Raw genomic sequence first — 26,895 nt, 5'->3', positions numbered from 1 at the left:
GGAATAACTGATACGTAGACGCTCGCTGCCGGCGTGCTCACGCATGAGTTATTCCGACGTTCCAAATTCACACTAGACGCTCGGCGGGGGCGGCGCAAGCGTTGTTTACGGCGCCGCGTTACAATTCGTCGCCATGACGATTTATTACTTTGCCTACGGTTCCAATATGAATCCGGCGCGCATGGCCAGCCGTGGCATGCGCTACCGGCGCAGCGTGGCCGGCTTTCTGGAAGGCTGGACGCTGGCGTTCAACAAACGCGCCAACGGCCGCGACGGGCGGGCCTACGCCAACATCGTCGAGGACGCCGGTGGCGGCGTGGAAGGGGTGCTGTACGAGCTGGTGGGCGCCGACGAGATCGCCCGCATGGACCCGTTCGAGGGCCACCCGGAGCGCTACCGCCGCCATGCCATGACGGTGCGCGCCGGGGAAGGGCCCATCGACACCTGGGTGTACATCGCCAACGAACATTGGCAAAGCGACACGGTGTTGCCGGAGCGCTGGTACCTGAACCATCTGCTCAGCGGCCGGCCCTGGCTGAGCGAGGAATATTATCGCTGGCTGCTGGCCACCGAGTGCTGGCCGGACGCCACCGGCCCGGCGCGGGGCTGAGCGGGGTGCGGTGGATCGTTGCGGCGCCGATCGCGACTGAAGTCGCTCCTACAGCGGCTTCGTAGGAGCGACTTCAGTCGCGATCAACGCTGGCGTCGAACCTAGCCCAACACCCACCCAACCACCAAACCAACCACCGGCAAGCCCACCGCCAGCCCGCCGGCCAGACGCGGCCGGTAGGGCAGCAGGAACACCAGGGGCAGCCCGGCGAAGGCCACCATGCCCAGGGCCATCCACAGCGCCAGGGCGGTGGGCCAGATCGCCAGGCAACCGGCGGTCATGGCCGCCAGCAGCGCCCAGCCCAGCACCCGGAAGCCGCGCAGCCGCGCCTCGGAGGCCTTGGCGCCGAGCACCGCTTCGTGGTGGCGCTTCATGGCCAGGGCCAGGGCGGTGAGGCCGGCGTAGCCCAGGGTCCAGGTCAGCGGCAGCAGCGTCATGACGATTCTCCGGCGGCGGCGCGGCGGGCCCGGGCGGCCCGGGCCGGTTTGCGCGCCGGCTTGTGGCCGGCCACCCGCCAGAAGGCGTAGCCGGCGCCGGCGGCCATGCCCAGGCAGACCAGGTCGAAGGCGGCCAGGGCGCCGTGGCGCCAGGCGATGGCGCTGAACAGATGGCTGTCGGTGGTGGCCAGGTTGATCACCGGCACCGCCAGCCACAGCGCCGCCAGGGCGGCCAGTTGCTCCAGCCAGCCGCGCCGGTGCGGCCGCCACAGGGCGTGGATCAGGGTCGCCAGCCAGGCCAGCAGGAAGGCGCGAATCTCCCAGCTTTCCCGGGTTTCCAGGGCCGCCGGCAGCAACCGGTTGGCGGCGAAATACACCGCCATGGCGGCCAGCAGCCCGGTGATGGAGGCCATGTTCAAGCCGTTCACCAGGCGCAGGTTGAAGCCCGGCGTCTTGCCGCGCAGTTGCTGAGTGCGCTTGGATACCCACAGCAACATGCCGGTGCAGGCCATGGCGCTGCCCACCACCCCGAACAGGAAGAACAGCCAGCGCGTGGCCGGGTCGGCGAAGCGCGCCAGGTGCAGGTTCACGAACAGGTTGTAGGTGCGCGCGGCGAAGCCGTCGTCGGCGCCGACGCCGGGGTCGGTCTTCAGCAGGCGGCCGCTGGTGCCCTCGAAGCTCAGTGACGGGTTGCCGCCCCGGCGGCGGTCGGTGATCGCCGCTTCCTTGGCGGTGGTGATGCGGATCAGGGCGTTGTCCCGGTTCGGCCATTCCACTTCGATGTAGCGCGCCGGCTGGCCGAAGGCGGCTTCGGTGCGCGCCACCAGGGGCTGGATGTCGTCCACCAGGGGAGCCGGGGCGCCGGCGTTGGCGGCCTGCTCCTCGCGGGGGAAGACCTCGTTGAAAAAGCCCCGCCAGCCGTCCTCGTAGGCCACGTTCATGCCCCAGGGCATCAGCATCACCATGAAGATCAGCAGCCCGGAATAGGTGATCATGAAATGGAACGGCAGGGCCAGCACGGCGGTGGCGTTGTGGGCGTCCAGCCAGGAACGCTGGCCCTTGCCCGGCCGGACGGTGAAGAAGTCCTTGAAGATCTTCTTGTGGGTGATCACCCCGCTGACGATGGCCACCAGCATGAACATGGTGGCCACGCACACCAGCCAGCGCGCCCAGATGCGCGGCACCCCGTAGAGCTCGAAATGGAACCGGTAGAGGAAGCCGCCGCCCCGGCTGGCGCGGGGTTCCAGCAGCTCGCCGGTGGTGGCGTCCAGCTCCGCCCGTTCGCCGCGCCGGCGGCGGTTCTCCTGAGCGTCCGGCGTGTCCGGCCGCCAGCGCAGTTCCACCGCCGGGTGGCGCTCGTGGGGCAGGGCGATGAGCCAGTCGCGGGCGTCGGGGGCGGTGGCGTTGAGCTGCTCCCAGGCGAGCCGGGGCGCTGCCTCCGAGGCCACCGAATGGTGCAGCTCCGGGGCCATCCAGAAGGAAATCTCGTCGCGGAAATAGGCGCTGGTGCCGGTGATGAAAATGGCCACCAGCAGCCAGCCCAGTAGCAGGCCGCTCCAGGTGTGCAGCCAGGCCATGGATTGTCGCAGGCTTGCCTTCATGCCGGGCCCCCCAGCCACACCAGCGCGGCGCCCACCAGCGTCGGCGCCAGGATGCCCACCCAGGCGCGCAGGGCGCTACGGGTGGAGAAGGCGAACAGCACCGCCACGGTGTAGATCAGGAAGGAGAGCAGGGTGCCGGTGATCACCGCGTCCGCCCGCTCCACGGGCAGCCACAGGGCCAGGGCGGCGGTGGTCACGGCGGCCAGCGCATAGCCGCCGAACACCGCCACCAGGGTGCGCGAGGCCACCCCCAGGCGCGGCGAGGCGGCCAGTTGCCGCAGAGAAAGCTTGGACATGGAATCCCCGGGAGCCCACGGAAAATAAGAATCGTTATTATCCGCATATAGGAAAGGGATGCAATCCGGCGATACGTTCTTTACCCGCCCGATCGCGGCTGAAGCGGAACGCCGCCCGGCCGCGATCCGCCGTCAGGCGGCTTGCTCCAGGGTTGCCTCATCCCGCCGCGCGGTCGCCGGCAACGGCTGCCGCAACCGCCAGCGCAGCCGCAGCGCCAGCATGATGGCGGCGCTGGTGAGGCCGGCCACCAGGCCGATCCAGAAGCCCGCCGGGCCCATGGCCGGCACCCACAGGTCGGTGAGGCCGAGCACGTAACCGATCGGCAGGCCCACGCCCCAGTAAGCCAGCAGGGTCATCATCATCGGCCAGGCGGTGTCCTCGAAGCCGCGCAGGCAGCCGTTGGCGCTCACCTGGATGGCGTCGGACACCTGATAGATGCCGGCGAACAGCAGCAGGTGGGCGGCCAGGGCGATTACCTGGCCATTGTCGGTGTAGATGTGTGGAATCCAGGCGCGGGTGAGCACCAGGGCCAGCCCGGCCAACAGGCCGATGGCGGCGGTGATGATCAGCGAGCAACGCACCGCCACCCCCACCCCCTGGCGGTCGCCGCGGCCGCGCGCATGACCCACGCGCACGGTGGCGGCGATGGCGAAACTCAGCGGCAGCATGAAGATCAGCGAGGTGAAGTTGAGCGCGATCTGGTGGCCGGCCACGATCTCCGGCCCCAGGCGGCTGATCAGCAGGGCGATCACCGCGAAGATGCTCACCTCGAAGAAAATCGACAGCCCCACCGGCAGGCCCAGGCGCAGCATGTAGGCCAGGCTGGACGGCTCCCAGTGACGCTGGCCCAGGGTCAGCCTGGCCGGGCGGTACACCGGGTGGCGCTTGATGTAGCCGGCCATCATCAGCGCCATGGACCACATCACCAGGCTGGTGGCCCAGCCGCAGCCAACGCCGCCCAGGGCCGGCAGCCCCAGCTTGCCGTAAATCAGCAGGTAGTTGGCGGGAATGTTGATCAGCAGGCCCGCCACGCTGATCAGCAGCACCGGCCGGGTGTGGTTCATGGCCTCGGTATAGCTGCGCAACGCCAGCAGCACGGCGGCGCCGGGCATCCCCCAACTGAGCGCGTCCAGGTAGCCCTGCACCAGCGGCCGGATGGCTTCGTCCACGTCCATCAGATGCAGCACCGGCGCCATGGAGCGCAGGATCAGCATGCTCAGCAGCCCCAGGCCCAGGGCCAGCCACAGGCCTTGCTGGGCCAGCGGGTTGACGCGATGGTAAGCTTCGCCGCCGAGATGGCGTGACAGGATCGGCGTGGCGCTGGTCAGCACCCCGGTCATGAACAGGAACAGCGGCACCCAGATGCTGGCACCCACCGCCACCGCCGCCAGATCCTCGGCGCTCACCCGGCCCGCCATCATGGTGTCCACGAAACCGTTGGCGGTCTGCGCCAACTGGCCGCCGAGAATCGGCAGAGCAATGCGAAACTGAGCAAGGTATTCCCGACGATGCAAGGACATGGTGAATCAGCGACAGGGCAAGGGGCGGCTACCATACCGCAAAGCACCCCGCCCATGCACCGCGCCGCCGACCTGGAAACCCTGTTCCGTGACACGTTTTACGCCCGCCACCACACCGTGCTGGAAGGCGGCTTCGCCGAACCCCTTTATCGGCCCGGCGCGCCGGCGCGAATCCGCTACACCCACGATTATTTCCGCAGCGCCCTGCACGAGGTGGCGCACTGGTGCGTGGCCGGCCGGCGCCGCCGCGCCCTGGAGGATTACGGCTACTGGTACGCCCCGGACGGCCGCGACGCCGATCAGCAGGCCCGCTTCCTGCGGGTGGAAGTGCGCCCCCAGGCCTTCGAGGCCCTGTTCTGCGCCGCCTGCGAGCACCGCTTCCAGGTGTCCCTGGACAACCTGGACGGCGACCCCGGCGACGCCCACCGCTTCGCCACCGACGTCCGCGCGCTCGCCCACGACCTCATCGACCAGGGCCTCCCCGAACGCCCCCGCCAATGGGTCGCCGCCCTCGAGCGCCACTACCACACCGCCCACCGCCCCCTCGCCGACCGCCTAGACGCCGTCTTTCCGCCCACCGACCGTGCCACCCTCCATCGCGACTGAAGCGGAGTGCCGCCCAGTCGCTCCTACCGCATCCTTCTCACGCCCCATACCACCCAGCACGTGCCACGTCCCCCCGTAGGAGCGACTTCAGTCGCGATCCCACCCCAACCGCCGTGCCACCTCCATCGCGACTAAAGTCGCTCCTACCGTATCCTTCCCGCGCCAGCCACGCCCCCAACCGCCCATTCCGGCCACCCACCATGGCGGCTACCTCGAAGCGTCTCGGCGTGGCCCCCTTTCCGGGACCCTGTTTGACAGGATGTCAAACCGGGAGTCTCCAGGGATGGATTCACGACGTTCCCGGAAAGGGGGCCACGCCGAGACGCGTCCCCGCTGGAGGGCCCGCACCCCGACCCGAACACTTGCCACCCACCCACCACTCCTTTATATTCCCGCTATTGATAATTATTCCTATTTGTATTCGCAAATCACCCGCTTTTGCCGCGGTCCAGACATTCCGGATGCCATGGCCTCCACGACTTTGAGCAATGCCCTGAACGCCCACGTCGGCACCCTCTACCGCGACCACGCCCAGTGGTTGTTCGGCTGGCTGCGCGGCCGCCTGGGCGGCGACCAGGACGACGCCGCCGACCTGCTCCAGGACACCTACGTGCGCCTGATCGACACCGGCCGCTACCCGCCACCGGGGGAGGGCCGGGCATTCCTGACCCAGATCGCCCGGGGGCTGGTGATCGACCTGCACCGCCGCCGCCGGCTGGAAAGCGCCTACCTGGAAGCCCTGGCGGCGCGCCCGGAGGAGGAAGCGCCGTCCTCGGAACGGCGCGCCCTGGTGCTGGATATCCTGGTGCGCATCGACCAGGCCCTGGACCGCCTGCCGGACAAGGTGTCGCGGGCTTTCCTGCTGTCCCGCTTCGAAGGGCTCACCTACCACCAGGTGGCGGAGCGCCTCGGCATCTCCCACGGCGCGGTCCGCAAGTACATGCTCAAGGCCACCCAGGCCTGCCTGCTGGCCCTGGACGAATGAGCCGATGACCGCCAACGCCGCCCTGGGGCGCCACGCCGCCCGCCATGGCCTGGAACCCGGCCGCCTGGAAGCGGCGCTGGAGTGGCAGGTGACGCTCTGGTCCGGGGAAATGGACGACGCCGGCCATCGCGACTGGGCCGCCTGGCTGGCGGCGCACCCGGGCAACCAGCGCGCCTGGGCCGAGGTGGAACGGCTCGCCGGCCGCCTGGGCGAGCTGCCTTCGGACGTGGCCCGCCACTCCCTGAAACGGTCGCGCCGCTTCAGTCGCCGCCAGGCCCTGACGCTGTTCGGTCTGGCCGGCGCCGGCGCCCTGGTGGCGCGGGGTGGCTGGGTGGAGCGGGCGGTGGCGGATTGCCGCAGCGGCCCCGGCGAGCAGCGCGATCTGACCCTGCCGGACGGTTCCAGCCTGAAACTCAATACCGCCAGCGCGGTGAACCTGGCGTTCAACGGCGAGCGTCGTTTGCGGGTATTGCCCGGCAGCGAGATCGCCCTGGACAGCCGGGGCACCGGGGGCGGCCCGCTGCGGCTGGAGATGGCGGAAATGGCTCTGGATGCCGCCGACAGCCAGGTGGTGCTGCGCGACCACGGCGAGCGGTTGGCGGTGTCGGTGCTGGCGGGCCGGGTGCGGGTATTGACCGGGCCCGGGGCCATCGCGGCTTCAGCCGCGATGGGTCGCGCACCCAGGGCAGCCACCCTGCTGGCCGGCGAAGCGGCCTGGTTGTCGGCGGACGGGGTGCGGCGAGTGCCGCTGGACCGGGCCGCCGCCCTGGACTGGACCCGGGGCGTGATGCGCGCCGACCGTCTGCCGCTGCGCGATTTCCTGGCCGAGCTGGGGCGCTACCGCCACGGCTTGTTGTATTGCGATGACGCGGTGGCGGAGCGGGTGGTGTCCGGGGCCTTCCGGGTGCCGGATACGGATTACGCGCTGCAGTCCCTGGCCCAGGCGCTGCCGGTGGCGGTGCATTACCGCACGCCTTGGTTGGTGCGGGTCAGCGCCGTTTGAAGGAGCGATCGGGGCTGGAGTTCATTCCGGCGCCGGATCGCGACTAAAGCGGAGTGCCGCCCAGTCGCTCCTACCAGGGCTGGAGCGGTAGGAGCGACTTTAGTCGCGATTCGGCGTTGGATTCGGCCGCCGGCCGTTGTCCGACTTCAGGCGCGATCCTCGCCTGGCTTGAAAATCCTCCTCCCCCAAAAAAATTTCCACGCGGCGTAGCACTTTTCCCGTCCTCGTTCGGGGTACCGGTATAGCCACACGAAATTCACCCCTGCTAAGGATCGGAGAATGATGCGTTTCTCAACGTTACGGCGCCGCCTGCCGGCCGCCGGACTGTGCCTGGCCCTGTCCGCCACCGTGCTGGCGCCGCTGCCGGCGGTCGCCGCCGAGGCCCGCGAATACCGGATCGAGGCCGGGCGCCTGGACAGCGCCCTGAGCCGCTACGCCAGCGAGGCGGGCCTGACCCTGGTGATCGACGGCCGCCTCACCGAGGGCAAGACCACCTCGGGCCTGGACGGTCGCTACGATGCCCGTGGCGGCCTGCGCGCGCTGCTCGCCGGCAGCGGCCTGGAAGCGGTGCGCCAGCCCAACGGCAGCTACCGGCTGCGCCGGCTGCCGAAGGCGGACAACCGCGAACACCGCCTGCCGGAAGTGAGCGTGACCTCCGCGTCCGCCTCCGGTCGCGCCGTGGACGTGACCAACGCTCCGGCCAGCATCTCCGTGATCAGCCGCGAGGACCTGGAAGGCAAGTCCTACCGGGACATCACCCAGGCGCTGCAGGACGTGCCCGGCGTGTACGTGGACGACGGCCCCTCCGGCAAGGGCGGCACCGAGGAAATCTCGATCCGCGGCATGGACAGCAAGTACACCCTGATCCTGGTGGACGGGCGCCCGCAGGGCTCCGGCCAGTCCTACTACAACGGCTTCGGCTCCGGCGCCGAGTACGGCTGGCTGCCGCCGATCTCCGCCATCGAGCGCATCGAGGTGATCCGCGGGCCGATGTCCTCGCTGTACGGCTCCGATGCCCTGGGCGGCGTGATCAACGTGATCACCAAGGGCACGCCGGATCAGTGGGGCGGTTCCGTGACCCTGGAGCGCACCGAACAGGAGAGCCACGAGTCCGGTGATTATCAGCAGCAGCGTTACTACCTGAGCGGGCCGCTGATCGAGGACACCCTGGGCTTCACGGTTACCGGGTCCCGCTACCAGCGCGACGAGGACCAGATCGAGGGCGGCTACCGGGACCTGGACCGGGACAACACCACGGCCAAGCTGTCCTGGACCCCGGGGGATGACCAGACCCTGTCCCTGGAAGCGGGCTACGCCGACCAGACCACCATCGGCACCGTGGAAAACACCGGCGGGCGCGGCGACAGCGAGCTGTACACCGTGCGTCGCCACCAGGCGCTCAGCCACGATCTGCTGTGGGCCGGCGACGTCAGCTCGAAGAGCTACGTGCAGCGCGAGGAGCTGGAAAACCAGACCCAGAACGCGCTCTACGAGCGGGTCACCGCCAATACCCAGACCGCCATCCCGCTGGCCGATCACGTGCTTACCGTGGGTGGCCAGTACCGCGAGCAGAAAACCGAGAACCCCAGCCGCGCCATCGGTGAGTCCACCCTGGAGCGCTGGGACATGGCGCTGTTCGCCGAGGACCAGTGGTTCGTCACCGAGCCGCTGGCGCTCACCGCCGGCCTGCGCTGGGTGGACGACGAGAACTACGGCAGCGAGGCGGTGCCGAGGGCCTACGCGGTGTACAACTTCACGCCCCGGTTCACCCTCAAGGGCGGCGTCAGCGCCGGCTACCGCACCCCGGACCTGAAGCAGGGCGATTCCAACTGGGTGGAAGGTGGCGGCGGCCCCTCCACGGACGGCGGCGACATCGGCAACGACGACCTCAAGCCGGAGAAGAGCCTGACCTACGAACTGGGCGCGCTCTGGGAAGGCTACAACGGCGTGCAGGCCAGCGTGACCGTGTTCCACACCGACTACGACGACAAGATCGAGAAGCCGCTGATCTGCGACCGCGTGTCCGGCCCGGACGCCACCTGTGTGTACCAGGGTTACGACTACGAAAAACTGTACCGCTACACCAACGTGGACGAGGCCCGCGTGCGTGGCGCCGAGGTGACCTTCTCCTTCCCGGTGGGCTACAGCGTGCGGGTGGACACCAACTACACCTTCACCGACAGCGAGCAGCTGTCCGGCGACAACGAGGGCAACCCGCTCAACGACCAGCCCCGCCACCGCGCCAACGTGGGCGTGAACTGGCGCGTCAACGACGCCGCCCGGCTGTGGACCAAGGCGCGCTTCAAGGGCAAGGCGGAACAGGTGGCCGGCCGGGGCGGGCTCACCGACGAGTACCCCAGCTACACCCTGGTGGACACCGGCGTGATCTACGGGCTCACCGAGCGGGTGGAGGTGTACGGCAGCGTCTACAACGTGCTCGACAAGGACGTGGACAGCGAGAACTTCGGGCGGGTGTTGGACGGGCGGCGCTATAGCGCCGGGATTACCGTGAACTTCTGATCGAAACGTTAGGATGATCGCGACTGAAGCGGAGCGCCGCCCGGTCGCTCCTACAACGTCCCGTAGGAGCGACCGGGCGGCGTTCCGCTTTAGTCGCGATGCTCTTCGTATTACCGAAGCATATGCAGAAAGTGCATGTGCTTCTCGTACTGATCCAGCACGTCGCTGATCACCTGTTCCCGGGTGAAGCCCATCAGATCGTAATCCTGGCCGCCCTCACGGAGGAACACCTCGGCGCGGAAGTACTGGTCGGTATCCGCGTGCCGCTTGGAATGCTCCAGCTGCCGCAGGGTGATCGAGGGCCGCGCGTAGCCGCGCACCCGGGCGCCGTACAGGAAGTCGGTTTCCTGGCCGTGGCTGACGATCAGGGTGGCGCGGTCGTCGCCTTCCTTGACCTCCACTTCCAGGCCATGGCTGCGCAGCTCCTCGGCCACGGCGTTGAACGCCGGCGTCACCACTTCACGGACGAACTGCAGCACCCGGGCCCGGTGCGGGAAGCTCACCATACCCTTCAGGCGCACCTTCCAGCCGCCGCTGCGTGGCGTGTGGCCCACGTGGATGGTGGCCGGGGCGGTGCCCAGGTTGCTCTGGAAACTCAGCCTTCGGATGCCCTCCACCCGCAACGATTGCAGCAAGCCGAAGCAGGTGAGTAGCAGCACCACCGAGAATGGCAACGCCGAGGCGATGGTGGCGGACTGCAAGGCGCCCAGGCCGCCGGCCAGCATCAGCGCGATGGCCACCACGCCCTCGGAGCTGGCCCAGAAGATGCGCTGCCACACCGGGGTGTCGTCGTGGCCGCCGGAGGCCAGCATGTCCACCACCATGGAGCCGGAGTCCGAGGAGGTGACGAAGAACACCACCACCATCAGGGTGGCGACGCCGGAGATAAAGCCCGACCAGGGGAACTGCTCCAGGAAGTGGAACAGCGCCACCGCCTTGTCTTCGTCCACCTGGGCGGCCAGCTCCGGATAGATGCCGTCCAGGATCATCTGGATCGCGGAGTCGCCGAACACGGTCATCCAGAACAGGGTGAAACCGGCGGGCACCAGCATCACGCCCAGGGCGAATTGACGGATGGTGCGGCCCCGGGACACCCGGGCGATGAACATGCCCACGAACGGCGACCAGGAAATCCACCAGCCCCAGTAGAACAGGGTCCAGCCGCCCATCCAGTCCTGCGGGCCGTCTCCGGTCTTTGGCTGGTAGGTGTAGAGGTTGAAGGTCATGTTCACCAGTTCGGACAGGTAGGCGCCCAGGTTCTGCACATAGGCCTTGAGCAGGAACACGGTGGGGCCCAGGAACAGCACGAACATCAGCAGCAGGAAGGCGAGCCCCAGGTTGAGCTCGGAGAGCCGGCGGATGCCGCCGTCCAGGCCGGTGACCACGGAGATGGTGGCCAGGCCGGTGATGCCGATGATCAGCCCCACCTGCACCCATTCGTTCTTGGGAATGCCGAACAGATAGGTGAGACCGGCGTTGACCTGCTCCACGCCGAAGCCCAGGGAGGTGGCCACGCCGAACACGGTGCCGACCACGGCGAACACGTCCACCGCGTGGCCCAGCGGGCCGTAAATCTTCTTGCCGATCAGTGGGTAGAGCGCCGAGCGCAGGGTCAGCGGCAGGTTATGCCGGAAACTGAAATAGGCCAGGATCAGGCCGACGATGGCGTAGATCGCCCAGGCGTGCAGTCCCCAGTGGAAGAAGGTGGCGCGCATGGCTTCCTGGGCGGCGGCGATGGTGCCCGGTTCCGCCATGGGCGGGTCGCCGAAGTGCAGCACCGGCTCCGCCACGCCGAAGAACATCAGGCCGATGCCCATGCCGGCGGAGAACAGCATGGCGAACCAGGAGGTGTAGCTGTATTCCGGTTCGGAGTGGTCCTTGCCCAGTTTGATGTCGCCGTAGCGGCTGATCGCCAGGAACACCACCAGGGAGATCAGAATCGCCACGGTGAGCACATAGAACCAGCCGGCGTCGGAGATGATCCAGTTCTTGAGCCCGTCGAAGAAGTTCTCGGCCACCTTGGGCGCCACCACCGAGAAGATCACCAGGCCGGCGATGATCGCCACGGAGGTGAAGAACACCGGTGGATTGATTTTTACGTTGGGGGAATCCGGGGTAGGTGATTCCGATTCATTGGCCATCTTTGGGCTCTCCTTATCCTTTCGGCCGGTACAGGGTACAGAAAGAGCCCTTGAGGCTAACACAGGCGGGGTGTGAGAAAAGTGTGAGCGCTTAAAGCCGCCCGGCGCGTTTCAGCTGCTGATACGCCTGCCCCAACCGCTCCGCCAGGGTGGCCGGGGTGGCGGCCACCAGATGGGCGCCGGCGTGGCGCAGGCGGGTGTGCAGGTCGCGGCGCTCCTGGTGCTCGCGGGCGTCGGCGGCCAGCCGCAGGGCGTCGTCCAGCTCGGTGACGTCGGTGCGGCGCAGGGCCTCCTGCTCGGGCAGGGCCATGTCCGCCACCATTACCAGATGGCGCTGGCCCAGCAGACGCACGGCGGTGAGCAGGTCGTCGCCGTCCTCGGGCTGGACGCGGCTGACGATCACCACCAGGGAGCGGCGCGGCCAGCGGCCGTGGAAGTGGCGGGCGGCCTGGCTGAAATCGCTGGCCCGGTCCGCCGGGTGCACGTCGTAGAAGCCCTGCAGCAGGTTCTGGATGCCGTGCTGGCCGTGCACCGGGTCCAGCCAGCGCGGCTGTTCCGCGGAGAACAGCATGGCGCCGGCGCGGTCGCCCTGGCGCAGCGCCGACCAGGCCAGCAGCAGGGCGGCGTTGAGGCCGTGGTCGAAGGCGGTCAGCCCGCCCACCGGCAGGGCCATGCGGCGGCCGCCGTCGAGCAGGATCCACACGGTCTGGTTCTGTTCGTCCTGGAAGTGGCGGGTGATCAGCCGGCGCCGCCGGGCGGTGGCTTTCCAGTCGATGCGGCGCGGGCTGTCGCCGGGCTGGTAGTCGCGCAGCTCGTGGAACTCCAGGCCCTCGCCCTGGCGCGGCTGCACCCGGGCGCCGAACCGGGTGCGGCTTTTGTCCACCGCCAGGGCGGCCCGGGAAATCGGCGAGAAATCCGGATACACCGGTACCCGCCGTTCGGCGTCGATGCGGCGGCGGCCTTCCCACAGGCGGCGCGGGGAGGGCAGCCACAGCTCGATGGGGCCGAAGGTCACCGGGCCCCGGCGGCTGGGCCGGTACGGATAGGTCACCGCCACCTGTTCATGGCCCGGCGTCAGGGTCAGGGTGCGCGGCAGGCCGGTGTCGATGTCATCGGCGGGGTGGTGGTCGGCCACCACCCAGCGTTCCGCCACGCCGCCGGTGTCCAGGGTCAGGGTCACGGTGTGCGGCACGCCCACCGCCAGGGCCGCCGGCAGGCGCCGTTCGGCCCGGGGCGTGGGCCGCCGGCGCAGGCGCCGCAGGTCGTCCAGGGCCCAGAACGCCAGCAGCGCGCCGAGCAGCGCCCAGGCCAGCAGCACCGGCATCGCCAGCGCCGGCGCCCAGGCTCGCGCCAGCAACGGCAGCGCGCCCAGCGCCGCCCAGCCGAGCAGCGCCTGGATCAGCCGCGCGCCCGGTCTTACCGGCATGCTCGCACCTGGTTGCCGGCTGCCATGGCACCGGCGGTGGCTACCGCGTTCGCCGGCGCTGGTGTGATCGACAGGGGGGCGGTCATTGGCGCGGGGCCTCCACTTGTTCGAGCAGCTGTTCGAGCACGGATTCCACGGTCTGGCCCTCGATGTCGGCGTCCACGCCCAGGCGCAGACGGTGGCGCAGCACCGGCGGCGCCACCTGCTTGATGTCGTCGGGGATCACGAAGTCGCGGCCGGCCAGCAGCGCCTGGGTCTTGGCGGTGCGCGCCAGGGCGATGCTGGCGCGCGGGCCGCCGCCCTGGATCAGGCTGGGGTGCTCGCGGGTGGCGCGCACCAGACGCAGGATGTAGTCGATGATGGCGCGGTCCAGGATCACCGCCTCCGCCTGGTGGGCCAGGGCCAGGATGCCCTCCGCGTTGGTCACCGGGGTGAGCTGCTCCGCGTCCAGGCTGTCCGGCAGGCTGCCGTCGAGCACCATTTCCACCATCCGGGTTTCGTCCTCCAGTTCCGGATAGTCGATCAGGATCTTGAACAGGAAGCGGTCCAGCTCCGCCTCGGGCAGCGGGTAGGTGCCTTCCTGGTCGAGCGGGTTCTGGGTGGCCAGCACCACGAACGGCGGGTCGAGCTCGAAGGTCTCGCCCTCGATGGTGATCTGGCGTTCCTGCATCACCTCCAGCAGCGCCGCCTGGGTCTTGGCCGGCGCCCGGTTGATCTCGTCGGCGAGCAGCAGGTTGGTGAAGGCGGGGCCCTTGCGCACCCGGAAGTCGCCGGTCTGGCTGTCGAACAGCACATGGCCGGTGACGTCCGAGGGCATCAGGTCCGGGGTGAACTGGATGCGCTGGAAATCCAGCTCCAGCACCCGCGCCAGGCTGCGCGCCAGCAGGGTCTTGCCGAGGCCGGGCACGCCCTCGATGAGCACGTGGCCGCCGGTGATCAGCGCCAGCATGACCTGGCGGGTGACCGCCGGCTGGCCGATCAGCACCTGGTTGAGCTGGGTTTCGATCCGGTTGGCCAGCTCGGCGGCTTCTTCGATGGTTCGCGGTGTCATAGACGGCTCCTGATCCGTTGCAATACCGCCACCTGGCGGGTCCAGCCCGGGCGGTCCTTGAGCGCCGGCCCGAGGGCGGCGCGCAGTTCGTTCTCATCCATGGCCAGTTTTTGCGCGGCCAGCGCCAGGGCCCGCTCCGGGTCCGGGTGCAGCAGCGCCAGCCGGCGCCGGGCGGCGTCGCGCAGGGGCGAGACCAGGGCCTCGCCCTGGCCGGTGCGCCAGTAAAAATGCCCCAGGGCGCGCAGGTGGCCCAGGTAGTCGGTGGTGTCCTGGCCCGGCGGCCGCCATCGCGGCCCCGGGCGCGGCAGCCGCCGCCATAGCCACAGCGCCAGGGCCAGCACCAGGGCCAGCATCGGCGGCCAGGCGTGTTCCCACAGCCACAGCGGCAGCGGCGGCATGTCGATGCCCTGCACGAACCACACCGGCCCGTCGCCGGTGAGCCGGCGCAGCAGCCAGGCGTGGTCGAAATAGTGCAGGTGGTCGTTGTTCCAGAAATCCAGGCCGGCCACCACCGTGATCAGGCCGGCGCCGTGGTTCAGGCCGATCAGCTTGAGGCCCTGGTCGTTGTCGGCGAGCACCGCCATGCGGGTGCCTTCGGCGCCGCTGTAGAGCAGCACCAGGTTGTTGAGGATCTGCAGCCGCCGGGGCGTGCCGTCGAAGTCCCGGGTCAGCGCCGGCGCCGCCCGTGCCGGGGCCTCGCAGGTGAGCCGTTCGCACTGGCGCTGCATTTCCGGGTCGTCGCTGCCCAGGCAGTACTCCAGGAACAGGCTTTCCATGGGCTGGAAGCGGTCCAGCATGGTGGCCATGGGGTCATCGTCGTCGTCGTTCTCGTTGGGCAGCCGCCGGGCGTGCACGCCGACGCCTTCCAGCAGCGGGTCGGCGCGCTCCCGGTCCTCGTCCTGGTCGCCGTAGACCGGCCGCGCCGCCACGATCAGGGTGCCGCCGGCGGCCACCCAGTCGAGCAGCGCCTGGATGCGGTCGCGGCCCAGATCGCCCCGGTATTCGTCCAGGATCAGGGTGGTGTCCGTGGCCGGCAGGGGGAACAGGGCGCGGGTGCTGAACACCCGGCGGCTGGGCCGCTGCCAGCGATCCAGGAGGGTGCGCGCGGCCAGGAACGGGTCGCGGGCGGCGGCGTCGGCCCGGGCCGGGGCCATGTAGCGCACCGGCTCGGTGGCCCAGTAATAACCGGCCACCAGGCCGGCCACCAGCACCACGAACAGGATCAACCAGCGCTTCATGACGGCGCCCTCCCGGTCAGGGCCGGGCGCAGCTCGCCCCAGCGGTCGCGCAGCGCCCGCACCCACTCCCGGTCACTGGGCCGGTGGGCCCAGGCGGTGCGTGTCCAGGCGTCGATCAAATCCGCCAGCCAGGCCACCACCGGGGCGTCGCCGAGCAGCCGCCGGTAGGCGCGCAGGCAGTCCTGCTCGGTGGCGCCGGCGGTGAGCGGCGTGGGGTGGCGCTGGAACAGGGTGATCAGGCCATCGCGCAGCAGCAGCGCCAGGGCGGCGCGGATGTCGCCGCGCGCCAGTTCGTCGTCCAGGGCCTGGTTCAGGTCCGCCGGCAGGCTGTCGGCGCGGGTGTCCAGGCCGGCCACGTTCACCGGCATCTCCGGGCCGCGCCGGCGGCGTGCCAGGCCGCCGGGCAGGCGCTGCAGGATCAGCGCCAGGATCACGCCCAGCAGCACCAGCAACAGCAGGTAGCCCATGCCTTCGACCACGGTGTCGGGGATCGACAGGGGGTCGTCGCGGTCGCTGTTGTCGCGGTCCCGTTCGAGCAGCTTCTTGAGCAGGTCCCGCCACCAGCTGTCGTTGTCGTCGTCGCGGAGGGATTCGCGCAGGCGCCGGTCCTGGCGTTCCTCGAAGGGCATGAAGGTGTCCGAGGCGAGCAGGTCCAGGGCTTGTTGTTTGGGGGCGTCCTTGTCGGTGCTGGCACTTTCGGTGGCGCCGTTATCGCGACTGAAGTCGCTCCTACCGCTTTCTACAGGCGGTAGGAGCGACTGGGCGGCATCCCGCTTCAGTCGCGATTCGGGCTGGCCGGCCTGCGCTTCCGCTGGATGCGGCGCGGCACTGAACAGGGCCAGCAGCACCAGCAGGGCGGCGCCGCCACGGCCGGCGCGCCGGCGCCGCTCGCCGATGCGCGTCAGACCCAGCTGCAGGTCCCAGCCTTCCAGCCAGGTGCGCTGGTTCAGGTAGAGGGCGAAGGAGGTGGCCACGTAGAGCGGTTCGGTGACCATCAGCACCAGGTACCAGGCCAGGTTGGCGAACGCCCATTGCAGCCGGCTCTGCTCCTGGAACCAGACGCTGAACTCCAGGTTGAACTGCCAGGGCACCAGGGTGATCGCCAGCACCACCAGGGCCACGGTCATCAGGTGCTCCAGGGTGAGCACGGTGAGCGTCAGGGTGCCGGCACGCTGGCTGGGCGGGCGCAGCAGCACGGAGAGGCGCCCGGACGCCTTGTCGCCCTTGCTGCCTTCCAGTTGCCACACGCCGGTGAGGAAACCGCGCATCGGGCTCAGCCGCCGCCAGGTGAGCTGGCCGGCCAGGCCGTTGACGCCGTAGCTCCGGAAGGTGCGCAGCAGGGTCCAGGGGCTCGGGTAATCGCCGAACAGGGCGCGGCTGTAGAAGGCCAGCAGGGGGCGCTCCCACAGCGGCTTGAGCCACCAGAACACCAACATCGGCCAGACGCTGCGGGTGGCGGCGCCGTAGCCCGCCAGCAGGGCGAAGGGCAGGGCGGTGAACACCAGCCACACCAGGGCGCCCTGGCGCCACCAGCGCCGGTACAGGCGGGTGCCGAAGTCCACCGCTTGCCAGCAGGAGCGCGGCGCCAGGCGGGCATTGATCCTATTCAGATCCATGGCGCCTCCCGGCCAGAAACAGGTACAGGTACAGCACGCCCCAGCAGGCCGCGCCGACGCCGTACTTGATCTGTGGCGCCAGCTCCCGGGACGACCAGAACGCCTCGATGAAGGCGGCGATCACCAGCAGCACGAACACGCCGTACATCACCGGCAGGCACTCGCCGGCGGCCCGGCGCACCGCGTCCACCCGGCTCCAGGAGCCCGGCGCCAGCACCGACCAGCCCAGCCTCAGGCCGCAGCCGCCGGCCAGCATGATGGCGGTGAGCTCCGGGGCGCCGTGGGCGATCACGAAGGTGAAGAACGGCTGTGATGCCCCGGCCAGGCTCAGGTGGGCGGCGGCGGCGCCGAAGAAGCTGCCGTTGAACAGCATCGCCAGCAGGGCGCCCACGCCCAGCAGCAGGCCGCCGGCGAAGGTGCGGAAGGCGATGCCGATGTTGTTGTAGATGTAATAGCCGAACATCATTACGTCGTCGGCCCGGCCCCGGTCGCCGGTATCGCGCAGGTCCGGGTGGTACATTTCCTCCAGGTCGGCGACCTGATCCGGGCCCACCACGGTGTGCACCAGCTCCGGGTCGTGCTGGATCAGGCCCCATACCAGCGCCGCCGACAGCACGAACGCCAGGGTGCTGATCAGGTGCCAGCGCCACTGGCGGCGCACCGCCTGGGGAAAGCCCCGGGCGAAGAAGGCGGCCAGGCGCGGCAGCAGCGGCGCCCGGTGGCGGTAGAGCTGGCGGTGGGCGCGCAGCATCAGGTCGTTGAGGTAGCTTTGCAGCGCCAGGCTGTAGCCGCGTTCCCGGGCCAGGGCCAGCTGATGGCACAGGCTCTGGTAGTCGGCGGCGAACGCGGACAGGTTTTCCGCCGGCGGCTTGCCCACGCCTTCCAGCCCCTTGAGGGTGGTTTCCAGGCGCTCCCAGAGCGGCCGGTAGCGCAGTTCGAACTGGCTCTGTCTCATGGCCGCCCTCCGCCCGGGTCGCCGAGCACGTGGCGGGCCACGCGGCGCAGTTTTTCCAGGGCGGCCGGTGGCGGCTGCTCGGGGAAGGCCAGCCGCGCCAGTTCCTCCTGGCGCTGCCGGGACAGGCCCGGGGCCCGTTCGCTGAAGGCCAGCAGCACCAGCTGGTCGTCCCGGCTCAGGGGCCAGTCCGGTGCCTCGCTGCCCTCGCCGGGGGACCGCTGCGCCTGCAGCGGCTCGGGCACGTGGATCACCACGGTGTCCGCGGCCAGGTCGCCGAGCCGTTGCAGGCGCGGCGAGATCAGCATCACCACGAAGCCGGTGAGGTAGGCGATGGGGAACAGGTCGGCGGTGCGCAGCAGGTTGCGCACCAGGCTGCCGTTAAGGCTCAGCGGCGCGCCGTTGCCGTGCACCACCGCCAGCTTCATGGCGCGCTTGCCCGGGGTACGGCCCTGCCAGAGCATCTCGAAGAACACCGGGTAGAACCATTCCAGCAGGAACATCAGCACCAGGTAGAGGCCGTAGCCGTGGCCGCCCATCAGCATCAGCGGAATCGACACCAGGAACAGGATCAGCCCGCGCAGGGCCAGGTCCAGCCCGTAGGCCAGGGCACGGGGAATCGGCCCGGCCAGGGACAGGCTGAGCCGGGCGCCTTCCGGGGTATCGATGTGCAGCTGGTCGTCAATCCGCACGGGGGCCCCGCCGGATCAACTGCATGGCGGCGAGGAACAGGACCACGGTCAGCGACAGCTGGACGATGGCCAGAGTGCGCTGCGGCGGCGGGTTCAGACACTGGATCACGTAACCGCAGAAATAGAACAGCAGCAGGAAGCACAGCCAGGTGAGCGAGCGCGGATGCAGCCGCAGCGGCGCCACCGCCATCAGCAACAGCGGCAGATACAGCACCATCGCCATGATCACCGACGCCGCCACCGGCGCGTTGGGCGGCGCGAACCAGAACTGCGCGGCCACGCCCAGCAACAACAGCAGCGCGTAGCAAGCGCGTAAAATGAAATCCAGCATGTTCGTCCTTCCGCTCCCCCGCGGCCGTTATGCCCCGTTCAGGGGCCGGCTCAATTTTCTGGCGGTGTGCGCCAGCCGTTTCCCCAAAGCCCGGGCAATGGCGTTCTCGTCGTCACTGGTGGCGCTGTCGCCGCGCTCGCCGGCCACGTGGCTGGGGCCGTAGGGCGTGCCGCCGCCGGTGGTGGTCATCAACGCCGGTTCGGAATAGGGCACGCCGGTGAGCACCATGCCGTGGTGCAGCAGCGGCAGCATCATCGACAGCAGGGTGCTCTCCTGGCCGCCGTGCAGGCTGCCGGTGGAGGTGAACACCCCCGCCGGCCGGCCGATCAGCGCGCCGCCCATCCACAGATCGCTGCTTTGATCCAGGAAGTACTTGAGCGGCGCGGCCATGTTACCGAACCGGGTGGGCGAGCCCAGCGCCAGGCCGGCGCAGCCGGCCAGATCGTCCAGGGTGGCGTAGGGCGCGCCGCTGTCCGGCACCGGCGCCGCCGTGGCCTCGTGGTTGGCGGACACCGGCGCCACGGTGCGCAGGCGCGCCTCCAGACCACCGGCTTCCACCCCCCGGGCCACCTGGCCGGCCAGGTTGGCCACCGAGCCGGTACGGCTGTAATAGAGCACGAGAATGTAGTCGCTCATCCGATCAAATCCAGCACGTTTTCCGGCGGCCGCCCCAGTACCGCCCGGCCGCCCTTGACGACCACGGGACGTTCCAGCAATTTCGGATAACGTGCAATGGCCTGGATCACCGTTTCGTCATCCGCGTCCGGACTCAGGCCCGCTTCGCGGTATTCCGCTTCCTTGGCGCGCACCAGATCATGGGCGCGGGCCAGGCCCAGCTTGCCCACCAGATCGCGCACGGTGTCGGCGTCCGGCGGCGTGTCCAGGTACTTGATGACCTCCGGCTCGACGCCGTGTTCCTGCAACAGGGACAGGGTCTGGCGGGATTTTGAGCAACGCGGATTGTGGTAGATGGTGTACTGTGCCATTGGAGCAATGCCGTTGATGGATTCGATGCGGGGCATTGTACGGTACGCGCCGCGCCCATTGTAGGAGCGGCGGCGACGAAACGGATAACGACTTAAGGAAACCAGTGAGCGAGAACAACGAGCCGGCGAAAACCGACGAACCACCGGTGATTCCGTTCCGCGCCCGGGCGGCGTCGGTGTGGGCGTTTCTGCAGTTATTGCGGCGTCAGTTCGTGGAAGACGGCTGTCAGTCCAGCGCCGCGGCGCTGACCTACACCACGCTGTTCGCCATCGTGCCGATCATGACGGTGATGTTCGCGGTGATCGCCGCCATTCCATCGCTCAACGAACGCGGCCTGGCGATCCAGAAATGGGCGTTCGAATATTTCGTGCCCTCGGCGGGCAACCAGATTCTCGGCTACCTGGCGACGTTTTCCCAGCAGGCCACCAATCTGACCGGCGTGGGGGTGGTGTTTCTGATCGTCACCGCGGTGCTGATGCTGCGCACCATCGAGCAGACCCTCAACCGCATCTGGCGCATCCGCCAGCCGCGCAAGGGGCTGTTCAGCCTGATGACGTACTGGGCGGTGCTGTCCCTGGGGCCGCTGTTGCTGGGCGCCGGCCTGGGCATCTCCTCCTACCTGACCTCGGTGTCGCTGATCAGCGACACCGTGGCCTACCTGGGCGGGGTGCGCTTCTGGCTGTCGGTGCTGCCGTTCTTCTTCACCTTCGCCATGCTGTCGCTGCTCTACATCATGGTGCCCAACACCTCGGTGCCGGTACGTCAGGGTTTGATCGGCGCCGCCGTGGCGGCGTTGCTGTTCGAGCTGGCCAAGACCGCCTTCGCCCAGTTCATCAAGCACGCGCCCAACTACCAGGTGGTCTACGGCGCCTTCGCGGCGGTGCCGCTGTTCCTGCTGTGGATCTATATTTCCTGGATTCTGGTGCTGCTCGGCGCCGAGCTGGTGCGCGCCCTGGTGGTGTTCCAGGAGCACCGCCGCCGGGTGCCCGGCACCCAGGCGTTGCTGCGCCTGCTGCGGGTGTTCTGGGAGCGCCAGCGCCACGGGCGCATTCTGCGCAGCACCGAGGTGCGTCAGGTGATGCAGGAGTCCGGCGTCACCCACTGGGACGATTTCCGCAACCTGCTGCAGGACTGCCGGCTGATCCGGCGCACCGAGGAAGGCGGCTACGTGCTGACCCGGGACCTGCGCCGGCTCACCCTGTCGCAGCTGGTGGCGATGATGCCCTGGCCGGCGGAGCAGCAGCTGCGCGTCAACGCCCACGGCAAGGAACCCTGGGAGGCCACCCTCAAGCAGCGCTGCGACGAGGCCCGCCGGGGCTTGCACGGGCCCCTGGAATTCGACCTGGAAAGTTTGTTCGAGAACCGGGTGGGCGAGGACAACGACGATCACCATCAACGGGATGAAAAAAATGAACAATAAATCCGAAATTGCCCGACAAGTTACCGTCCGGGGCCGTGTTCAGGGTGTGTACTATCGGGCCTCCACCCAGCAACGGGCGCGCCATCTGGGCGTCGCCGGCTGGGTGCGCAACCTGCCCGACGGCCGCGTGGAAGCCTGGCTGGAGGGCGGCGACGACGCGGTGGAAACGCTCATCGTCTGGATGCGCGAAGGCCCGGAAGGCGCCGACGTCACCGGGCTGTGCGTCAGCGAGGCCGAACTCCGCCGCTACACGGATTTCGAGATTGGCGTCTGATATGAAGCAAGTGGAACTGGTCAACGGGCACCTGCGCTTTCCCGCCCTGCTCACCGGTGACGGCGAGCCGGTGATCCTGCTGCATGGCTTTCCCGACTGCCATGAGAACTGGGCCGGTATCCTGGAGCGCCTGGCGGACGCCGGCTACACCGGCGTGGCGCCGGCACTGCGCGGCTACGCGCCGTCCTGCCAGCCCGGCAGTGGCGATTACTCCCTGCACGCCGCCGTGGACGATCTGCTGGTGTTCGCCAACCAGCTCGGTGGCCGCGTGCATCTGATCGGCCATGATTGGGGCGCCGCCGTGGGCTACCTGGCCTGCGCCCGCTACCCGGATTCGTTCTGCACCTTCAACGCCCTGGCGATCCCGCCGCTCAAGCGCCTGCCCAAGGCCCTGCTCAAGGTGCCCGAGCAGATCAAGCTGAGCGGCTACATGCAGTTCTTCCAGCTGCCGGTGGCCCCGGAGGCCTGGCTCAAGCGCGACGACCTGGGCGGCGTGGAGCGGCTGTGGCGGCGCTGGTCGCCGGACTGGGAACCGGGCGAGTACCTGGAGAACGCCAAACGCGTCCTGGCGGAGCCCGGCGTGCTGCCCGCCGCCCTGGGCTGGTACCGGCACCTGATCCGCCTGTGGCGCAAGCAGCAGCGCGAGGCCCAGGAGTGGCTGTCCCTGGATGTGACGGTGCCGACCCAGGTGCTGATGGGCGAGCGCGACGGCTGCATGAGCCCGAGGCTGCTGGACCACACCATCAACACCGATGATTTTCCCGCCGGCCTGTACGTGGAGCGGGTGGAAGACGCCGGGCACTTCCTGCACCTGGAGCGGCCGGACGCGGTGGCCGATCTGCTGGTGCGCCACCTGCAGCGCGGGGAATGCCTGGTCTGATCCGTGCGGATCGCGGCTAAAGCCGCTCCTACAGAGCCACTGTAGGAGCGACTTCAGTCGCGATAAGCCCGCCGCCCACGCCGGGCCACCAGAACCGCCTCCAACACCCCCGCCACCAGATAGAACCCGCCCAGCCAGGCCAACCCCTCCGGGTCCTGGCGCCCGGTGTGCACCAGCAGGACCACCAGGCTGGCCGCCGCCAGCAGCGCCCCGGCCAGGGGCACCCAGCGGTTCAACCGGATGGCCCGGTGCCGTTTGAGCGCCGCCAGGTTCACCGCCGTGAAAATGATCAGGAAGGTGGCGCTGGCGAAGGTGGAGATCACCGCCAGCGGCGCCCCCAGGGTGAACAGCAGCGCCAGGCCGGTGAGCACCAGCAACGCCACCCAGGGCACCGACCGGGTCCGTTCGCGCAGGGAGAACACCCGGGGCAGGGCGTGCTCCCGGGCCATCACCATGGCCAGCCGGGCGGCGCCGAACAGGGTGGCGTTGATCGCCGAGGCGGTGGACAGCAGCGCCGCCAGGCCGATCAGCACGAAGCCCGCCTGGCCCAGGGTGGGGCGCGCGGCCACCGCCAGCACGTACTCCTGGTCCTGCTGAATCTGCGTGGCGGTGAGATTGCCCTGGGCCACCAGGGCCACCACCACGTACAGGGCGGTGGTGACCAGGATGGCGATCACCAGGGCGCGCTTGAGATTGCGCTCCGGGTCCTTCATTTCGTCCACCGCGTTGGGGATCAGCTCGAAGCCTTCGTAGGCCACGAAGATCAGTGCCATGGCCGCCAGCGGCGTGACCAGGCCCCGGTCGAACAGGGGGGTGAAATGATCCGGCTGCACGGTGGTGAAACCGACCACGGCGAACAGCGCCAGGATCGCCAGCTTGATGGCCACCACCGTCAATTCCACGCCGCCGGAGAGCCTGGCGCCGGTCAGGTTGATGGCCAGGAACGCCAGCAGCACCCCGGCGGCCAGCAGCGGCGCCAGCACCGGCTTGCCGCCGGGCTCGGTGAGCAGGCTGGCGCCGTAGTCGCCGAAGGCGCTGGCGTAGAGCGCCAGGGTGCCGACGTAGCCGGCCACCAGCAACCAGCCGGCGAAGCCGGCCAGGGTGGGGGAGTCGAACGCCTTCTCGATGTAGGTGAAGCTGCCGCCGTCGTCCCGGTAGGCGAGCCCCAGATGGGCGTAGGACAGGCCGGTGAGCAGGGCGATCACGCCGCCGCCGGCCAGGGTCAGGGCCACGGCGTGGCCGGCGGTGGCGATGGCCAGCCCGAGCACCGCGAAGATGCCGCCGCCGATCATGCCGCCGATGCCGATGGCGGTGACCGTCGCCAGGCCCAGTTTGTCGTCGTTGCCGCCCACGCGGTTCTCCGTCCTTTGTCAGAACCGGGATTCTGCCGGGTGCCGGGCGGTGGTGCCAGCGTCTGACGCGGGCGGGTGAACACGCCGCCACCCTGGGCTATAATGCGCGCCCCTCGTTCCAAGCCCAGGAGTACCCCGATGACGGTGATTCGCCAGGACGATCTGATTCAGAGCGTGGCCGACGCCCTGCAGTACATCTCCTACTACCACCCGGTGGATTTCATTCGTGGCGTCAAGGAAGCCTACGAAAAGGAAGAGAGCAAGGCGGCCAAGGACGCCATGGCGCAGATTCTGGTGAACTCGCGCATGTCCGCCATGGGGCATCGGCCGATCTGTCAGGACACCGGCATCGTCACGGTGTTCGCCAAGGTCGGCATGAACGTGACGTTCGAGGCGTCCTCCGGGGAAGAGAGTATGAGCCTCGACGACATGATCAACGAGGGCGTGCGCCGCGCCTACAACCACCCGGACAACGTGCTGCGCGCCTCGGTGCTGGCGGACCCGGACGGCAAGCGCGCTAACACCAAGGACAACACCCCGGCGGTGATCAACTACTCCATCGTCCCCGGTGACAAACTGGAAATCGACGTGGCGGCCAAGGGCGGCGGCTCCGAGGCGAAGTCCAAGTTCGCCATGCTCAACCCGTCCGATTCCGTGGTCGACTGGGTGCTCGAGCAGGTGCCGAAGATGGGCGCCGGCTGGTGCCCGCCGGGGATGCTCGGCATCGGCATCGGCGGCACCGCCGAGAAGGCCATGCTGCTGGCCAAGGAATCCCTGATGGACCCGATCGACATCCACGAGCTGCAGGCCCGGGGCGCCCAGACCCGCGCCGAGGAACTGCGCCTGGAGCTGTACGAGAAGGTCAACGCCCTGGGCATCGGCGCCCAGGGCCTGGGCGGCCTGACCACGGTGCTGGACGTGAAGGTGGCGGATTACCCCACCCACGCCGCCAACAAGCCGGTGGCGATCATTCCCAACTGCGCCGCCACCCGCCACGCCCACTTCATTCTCGACGGCACCGGCCCGGCGGACCTGAAGGCGCCGGACCTGGAGGAATGGCCGGACATCGCCTGGGGCAACGACGAGGGCGCCAAGCGCGTCAACCTCGACACCGTGACCCCGGAAGAAGTGCAAACCTGGCAGCCCGGCGACACCCTGCTGCTGTCCGGCAAGCTGCTCACCGGCCGTGACGCCGCCCACAAGCGCATGGTGGACATGATCGCCAAGGGCGAGGAACTGCCGGTGGACTTCACCAACCGCTTTATCTACTACGTGGGCCCGGTGGACCCGGTGGGCGACGAAGTGGTGGGCCCGGCCGGCCCGACCACCGCCACCCGCATGGACAAGTTCACCCGCACCATGCTGGAGAAGACCGGCCTGATCGGCATGGTCGGCAAGGCCGAGCGTGGCGACACCGCCATCGAGGCGATCAAGGACAACAAGGCGGTCTACCTGATGGCCGTGGGCGGCGCCGCCTACCTGGTGTCCAAGGCGATTCGCCATTCCCGCGTGGCCGCCTTCGAGGACCTGGGCATGGAAGCCATCTACGAGTTCGAGGTGGAGGACATGCCGGTGACCGTGGCGGTGGACTCCGAGGGCGAGTCCGTGCACAAGACCGGCCCGGTGATCTGGAAGAAGAAAATCGCCGAAAAAGCGGAAACCGCCTGAATCTTCCACTTTGACGGAACTTAACCCGGTGCCTGGACTCCTAGAGCACCGGGGGACGCCGGGCCCGGTTCAATGGACCCGGCGCCGGAAGTCTTGATCGCCGTCGATTGGCTTTTTTTTTATGACGCGCCGTTTACCGTTGTTGTTGGGGGTGGGGCTGCTGGCCATGGGCCTGAGCGGCTGCGCTTCCCTGATGAACACCACCGCCGGCCTGATCGGCCGCATCCCGGCGCCGGCCACGGTGGACGGGCTCGATTACACCGCCATCCGCGACCTGGGTGCCCTGGAGGGCAGCTGCGAAAACCTGCGCCAGGCCCACGACACCGAACGCTACGTACCGCGACGCACCCTCGAGGAACTGTGGCTGCCGGCCTGCCGCCGGCGCATCGAGGAAGCACGCCGTTTCAACCAGGAAATGGCGCGCCTGGTGGAACGGGCCTACCAGGCCGAGCAGGCCCACCAGCGGGCGCTGGCGGAACAGCGCGCGGAAGAGCGGCGGGTGCGCGAAGCCATGGAGGCCGCCCGGCGCGACGCCGAGGAACGCCAGCAAGCCAACGCCGAGGAAGAGAACCAGGCACGCCTGCGCGAACGGCTCGCCGACGCCCATATCCTGCAGGTCCTTGATGATCTGCCCGACCAGCCTCTGGCGTTTTCCCTGGGCCAGCCCTCGGAACGCTCCATGAAGAACTTCCTGGCCTGCCTGGAGGTGGGCTACCCCAACCAGGGCTACCAGGTGGAGCGGGACGGTGGCGACCTCACCGTCACCGCCCTGCAGGCGGACATGCTGCGCGGCGACGTGGACATCCGCGCCCACTTCGTCAACGTCTGGGACACCTGGATGCTGGAATCCCTGAGCGTGGCGGAAATGACCGCCGACACCCCCCGGGACCGCTTCATGCTGGCGCAGAACCTGATGGCCGGCCCCTGCTACGGCATCGACGAACTGCTCCGCCGCCCCGCCGCCGACGACGACGGCCAGAGCGGCTGACCCCCGCCCGCGCCTCTAACACGCGTAGGAGCGACTGGGCGGCATCCCGCTTTAGTCGCGATCACCCCCTGAACCGCCGTGCCACCCCCATCGCGACTAAAGTCGCTCCTACCGCATCCTTTCCACGCTCGGTGCCAGCCGCACCCGCCACGCCCCCAACCGCTCATTCCGGCTACCTGTCGTGGCAGCTACCTCGGCGCGTCCCGGCGTGGCCCCCTTTCCGGGACCCTGTTTGACAGGATGTCAAACCGGGAGCCCCAGGGACGGGTTCACGGCGTTCCCGGAAAGGGGGCCACGCCG

The 26,895-nt window shown here is 69.0% G+C and carries 25 protein-coding genes; 10 read left to right on the top strand and 15 right to left on the bottom strand.

What is annotated here, in order from left to right; genetic code table 11:
* The first annotated feature begins 133 nt into the window (after nucleotides 1–133).
* The gene (locus HMJ39_RS12585; RefSeq protein ID WP_194297586.1) at nucleotides 134–610 is read left to right on the top strand and encodes a gamma-glutamylcyclotransferase family protein; all 477 of its coding nucleotides are present in this window, start codon (nucleotides 134–136) and stop codon (nucleotides 608–610) included.
* 101 nt (nucleotides 611–711) lie between these two features.
* On the opposite strand, the gene HMJ39_RS12580 is transcribed toward HMJ39_RS12585, so the two are convergent.
* From HMJ39_RS12580 to HMJ39_RS12565, 4 genes are all read right to left on the bottom strand, one after another.
* Entirely contained in the window at nucleotides 712–1,047 is a 336-nt protein-coding gene (locus tag HMJ39_RS12580; RefSeq protein WP_194297585.1) for a DUF3325 domain-containing protein, read from the bottom strand.
* Nucleotides 1,044–2,648 (bottom strand): PepSY-associated TM helix domain-containing protein, encoded by a 1,605-nt coding sequence (locus HMJ39_RS12575; RefSeq protein WP_194297584.1) that lies wholly within the window; start codon nucleotides 2,646–2,648, stop codon nucleotides 1,044–1,046. The genes HMJ39_RS12580 and HMJ39_RS12575 overlap by 4 nt, the downstream gene beginning before the upstream one ends.
* Entirely contained in the window at nucleotides 2,645–2,944 is a 300-nt protein-coding gene (locus tag HMJ39_RS12570) for a DUF3649 domain-containing protein (RefSeq protein ID WP_161384798.1), read from the bottom strand. The genes HMJ39_RS12575 and HMJ39_RS12570 overlap by 4 nt, the downstream gene beginning before the upstream one ends.
* A gap of 132 nt (nucleotides 2,945–3,076) precedes the next feature.
* A complete protein-coding gene (locus HMJ39_RS12565) occupies nucleotides 3,077–4,465 on the bottom strand; it encodes an MATE family efflux transporter (protein WP_194297583.1) in 1,389 nt (462 codons plus the stop codon).
* Between the two features lie 54 nt (nucleotides 4,466–4,519).
* On the opposite strand from HMJ39_RS12565, the gene HMJ39_RS12560 reads away from it, so the two are divergent.
* From HMJ39_RS12560 to HMJ39_RS12545, 4 genes are all read left to right on the top strand, one after another.
* Entirely contained in the window at nucleotides 4,520–5,071 is a 552-nt protein-coding gene (locus HMJ39_RS12560; RefSeq protein WP_194297582.1) for an elongation factor P hydroxylase, read from the top strand.
* 466 nt (nucleotides 5,072–5,537) lie between these two features.
* Nucleotides 5,538–6,056 carry a sigma-70 family RNA polymerase sigma factor gene (locus HMJ39_RS12555; RefSeq protein ID WP_161384801.1) on the top strand — a complete coding sequence of 173 codons (519 nt, stop codon included), beginning with the start codon at nucleotides 5,538–5,540 and terminating at the stop codon, nucleotides 6,054–6,056.
* A gap of 4 nt (nucleotides 6,057–6,060) precedes the next feature.
* Nucleotides 6,061–7,059, top strand: coding sequence for a DUF4880 domain-containing protein (locus tag HMJ39_RS12550; RefSeq protein ID WP_194297581.1), 999 nt, complete (start codon nucleotides 6,061–6,063; stop codon nucleotides 7,057–7,059).
* A gap of 279 nt (nucleotides 7,060–7,338) precedes the next feature.
* Nucleotides 7,339–9,579, top strand: coding sequence for a TonB-dependent receptor (locus HMJ39_RS12545; protein WP_194297580.1), 2,241 nt, complete (start codon nucleotides 7,339–7,341; stop codon nucleotides 9,577–9,579).
* A 110-nt stretch (nucleotides 9,580–9,689) separates the two neighbouring features.
* Here HMJ39_RS12545 and betT read toward each other — a convergent pair whose 3' ends face one another.
* The 10 genes from betT to arsC form a co-directional block, all read right to left on the bottom strand.
* A complete protein-coding gene (betT, locus tag HMJ39_RS12540; protein ID WP_161384804.1) occupies nucleotides 9,690–11,720 on the bottom strand; it encodes a choline BCCT transporter BetT in 2,031 nt (676 codons plus the stop codon).
* 91 nt (nucleotides 11,721–11,811) lie between these two features.
* Nucleotides 11,812–13,146, bottom strand: coding sequence for a DUF58 domain-containing protein (locus HMJ39_RS12535; protein ID WP_194297579.1), 1,335 nt, complete (start codon nucleotides 13,144–13,146; stop codon nucleotides 11,812–11,814).
* Between the two features lie 82 nt (nucleotides 13,147–13,228).
* On the bottom strand, nucleotides 13,229–14,197 hold the full coding sequence (locus HMJ39_RS12530; protein WP_194297578.1) for an AAA family ATPase: 969 nt from the start codon (nucleotides 14,195–14,197) through the stop codon (nucleotides 13,229–13,231).
* Complete coding sequence (locus tag HMJ39_RS12525; protein ID WP_194297577.1) at nucleotides 14,194–15,435, bottom strand: DUF4350 domain-containing protein; 1,242 nt, start codon at nucleotides 15,433–15,435, stop codon at nucleotides 14,194–14,196. Before HMJ39_RS12525 ends, HMJ39_RS12530 begins: the two co-directional genes overlap by 4 nt.
* Nucleotides 15,432–17,051: a DUF4129 domain-containing protein gene (locus tag HMJ39_RS12520; protein ID WP_194297576.1), complete on the bottom strand. Its 1,620-nt coding sequence runs from the start codon at nucleotides 17,049–17,051 to the stop codon at nucleotides 15,432–15,434. The genes HMJ39_RS12525 and HMJ39_RS12520 overlap by 4 nt, the downstream gene beginning before the upstream one ends.
* Nucleotides 17,038–18,006 (bottom strand): stage II sporulation protein M, encoded by a 969-nt coding sequence (locus tag HMJ39_RS12515; protein WP_194297575.1) that lies wholly within the window; start codon nucleotides 18,004–18,006, stop codon nucleotides 17,038–17,040. Before HMJ39_RS12515 ends, HMJ39_RS12520 begins: the two co-directional genes overlap by 14 nt.
* Nucleotides 18,003–18,695: an RDD family protein gene (locus HMJ39_RS12510; protein ID WP_161384810.1), complete on the bottom strand. Its 693-nt coding sequence runs from the start codon at nucleotides 18,693–18,695 to the stop codon at nucleotides 18,003–18,005. The genes HMJ39_RS12515 and HMJ39_RS12510 overlap by 4 nt, the downstream gene beginning before the upstream one ends.
* Nucleotides 18,685–19,026, bottom strand: a complete 342-nt coding sequence (locus tag HMJ39_RS12505) for a DUF2069 domain-containing protein (protein ID WP_161384811.1) — start codon at nucleotides 19,024–19,026, stop codon at nucleotides 18,685–18,687. The genes HMJ39_RS12510 and HMJ39_RS12505 overlap by 11 nt, the downstream gene beginning before the upstream one ends.
* Before the next feature lie 27 nt (nucleotides 19,027–19,053).
* Entirely contained in the window at nucleotides 19,054–19,662 is a 609-nt protein-coding gene (wrbA, locus tag HMJ39_RS12500; RefSeq protein ID WP_161384812.1) for an NAD(P)H:quinone oxidoreductase, read from the bottom strand.
* A complete protein-coding gene (gene arsC, locus HMJ39_RS12495) occupies nucleotides 19,659–20,012 on the bottom strand; it encodes an arsenate reductase (glutaredoxin) (protein ID WP_161384841.1) in 354 nt (117 codons plus the stop codon). The genes wrbA and arsC overlap by 4 nt, the downstream gene beginning before the upstream one ends.
* Nucleotides 20,013–20,116: 104 nt before the next feature.
* Between arsC and HMJ39_RS12490 the strand changes: the two genes are divergently transcribed.
* From HMJ39_RS12490 to HMJ39_RS12480, 3 genes are read left to right on the top strand one after another with little or no spacing between them, the layout of a single operon-like run.
* Nucleotides 20,117–21,433, top strand: coding sequence for a YihY family inner membrane protein (locus tag HMJ39_RS12490; RefSeq protein WP_161384813.1), 1,317 nt, complete (start codon nucleotides 20,117–20,119; stop codon nucleotides 21,431–21,433).
* Nucleotides 21,423–21,707 (top strand): acylphosphatase, encoded by a 285-nt coding sequence (locus tag HMJ39_RS12485; protein WP_161384814.1) that lies wholly within the window; start codon nucleotides 21,423–21,425, stop codon nucleotides 21,705–21,707. The genes HMJ39_RS12490 and HMJ39_RS12485 overlap by 11 nt, the downstream gene beginning before the upstream one ends.
* Nucleotide 21,708: 1 nt before the next feature.
* Nucleotides 21,709–22,587 (top strand): alpha/beta fold hydrolase, encoded by an 879-nt coding sequence (locus HMJ39_RS12480; RefSeq protein WP_194297574.1) that lies wholly within the window; start codon nucleotides 21,709–21,711, stop codon nucleotides 22,585–22,587.
* Between the two features lie 53 nt (nucleotides 22,588–22,640).
* Here the strand turns inward: HMJ39_RS12480 and HMJ39_RS12475 are convergent, their stop codons facing one another.
* A complete protein-coding gene (locus HMJ39_RS12475) occupies nucleotides 22,641–23,939 on the bottom strand; it encodes an APC family permease (RefSeq protein WP_194297573.1) in 1,299 nt (432 codons plus the stop codon).
* Nucleotides 23,940–24,077: 138 nt separating this feature from the next.
* Here HMJ39_RS12475 and HMJ39_RS12470 point away from each other — a divergent pair, with 138 nt between their 5' ends.
* Both HMJ39_RS12470 and HMJ39_RS12465 read left to right on the top strand, forming a co-directional pair.
* The gene (locus HMJ39_RS12470) at nucleotides 24,078–25,607 is read left to right on the top strand and encodes a fumarate hydratase (protein WP_194297572.1); all 1,530 of its coding nucleotides are present in this window, start codon (nucleotides 24,078–24,080) and stop codon (nucleotides 25,605–25,607) included.
* A gap of 121 nt (nucleotides 25,608–25,728) precedes the next feature.
* Nucleotides 25,729–26,595, top strand: coding sequence for a hypothetical protein (locus HMJ39_RS12465; RefSeq protein WP_194297571.1), 867 nt, complete (start codon nucleotides 25,729–25,731; stop codon nucleotides 26,593–26,595).
* Nucleotides 26,596–26,895 lie beyond the last annotated feature (300 nt).

The sequence above is a fragment of the Alloalcanivorax profundimaris genome (genome assembly GCF_015265435.1).
Classification (GTDB): Bacteria; Pseudomonadota; Gammaproteobacteria; order Pseudomonadales; family Alcanivoracaceae; genus Alloalcanivorax; species Alloalcanivorax profundimaris.
This window is presented reverse-complemented; position numbering and strand designations above follow the sequence as displayed.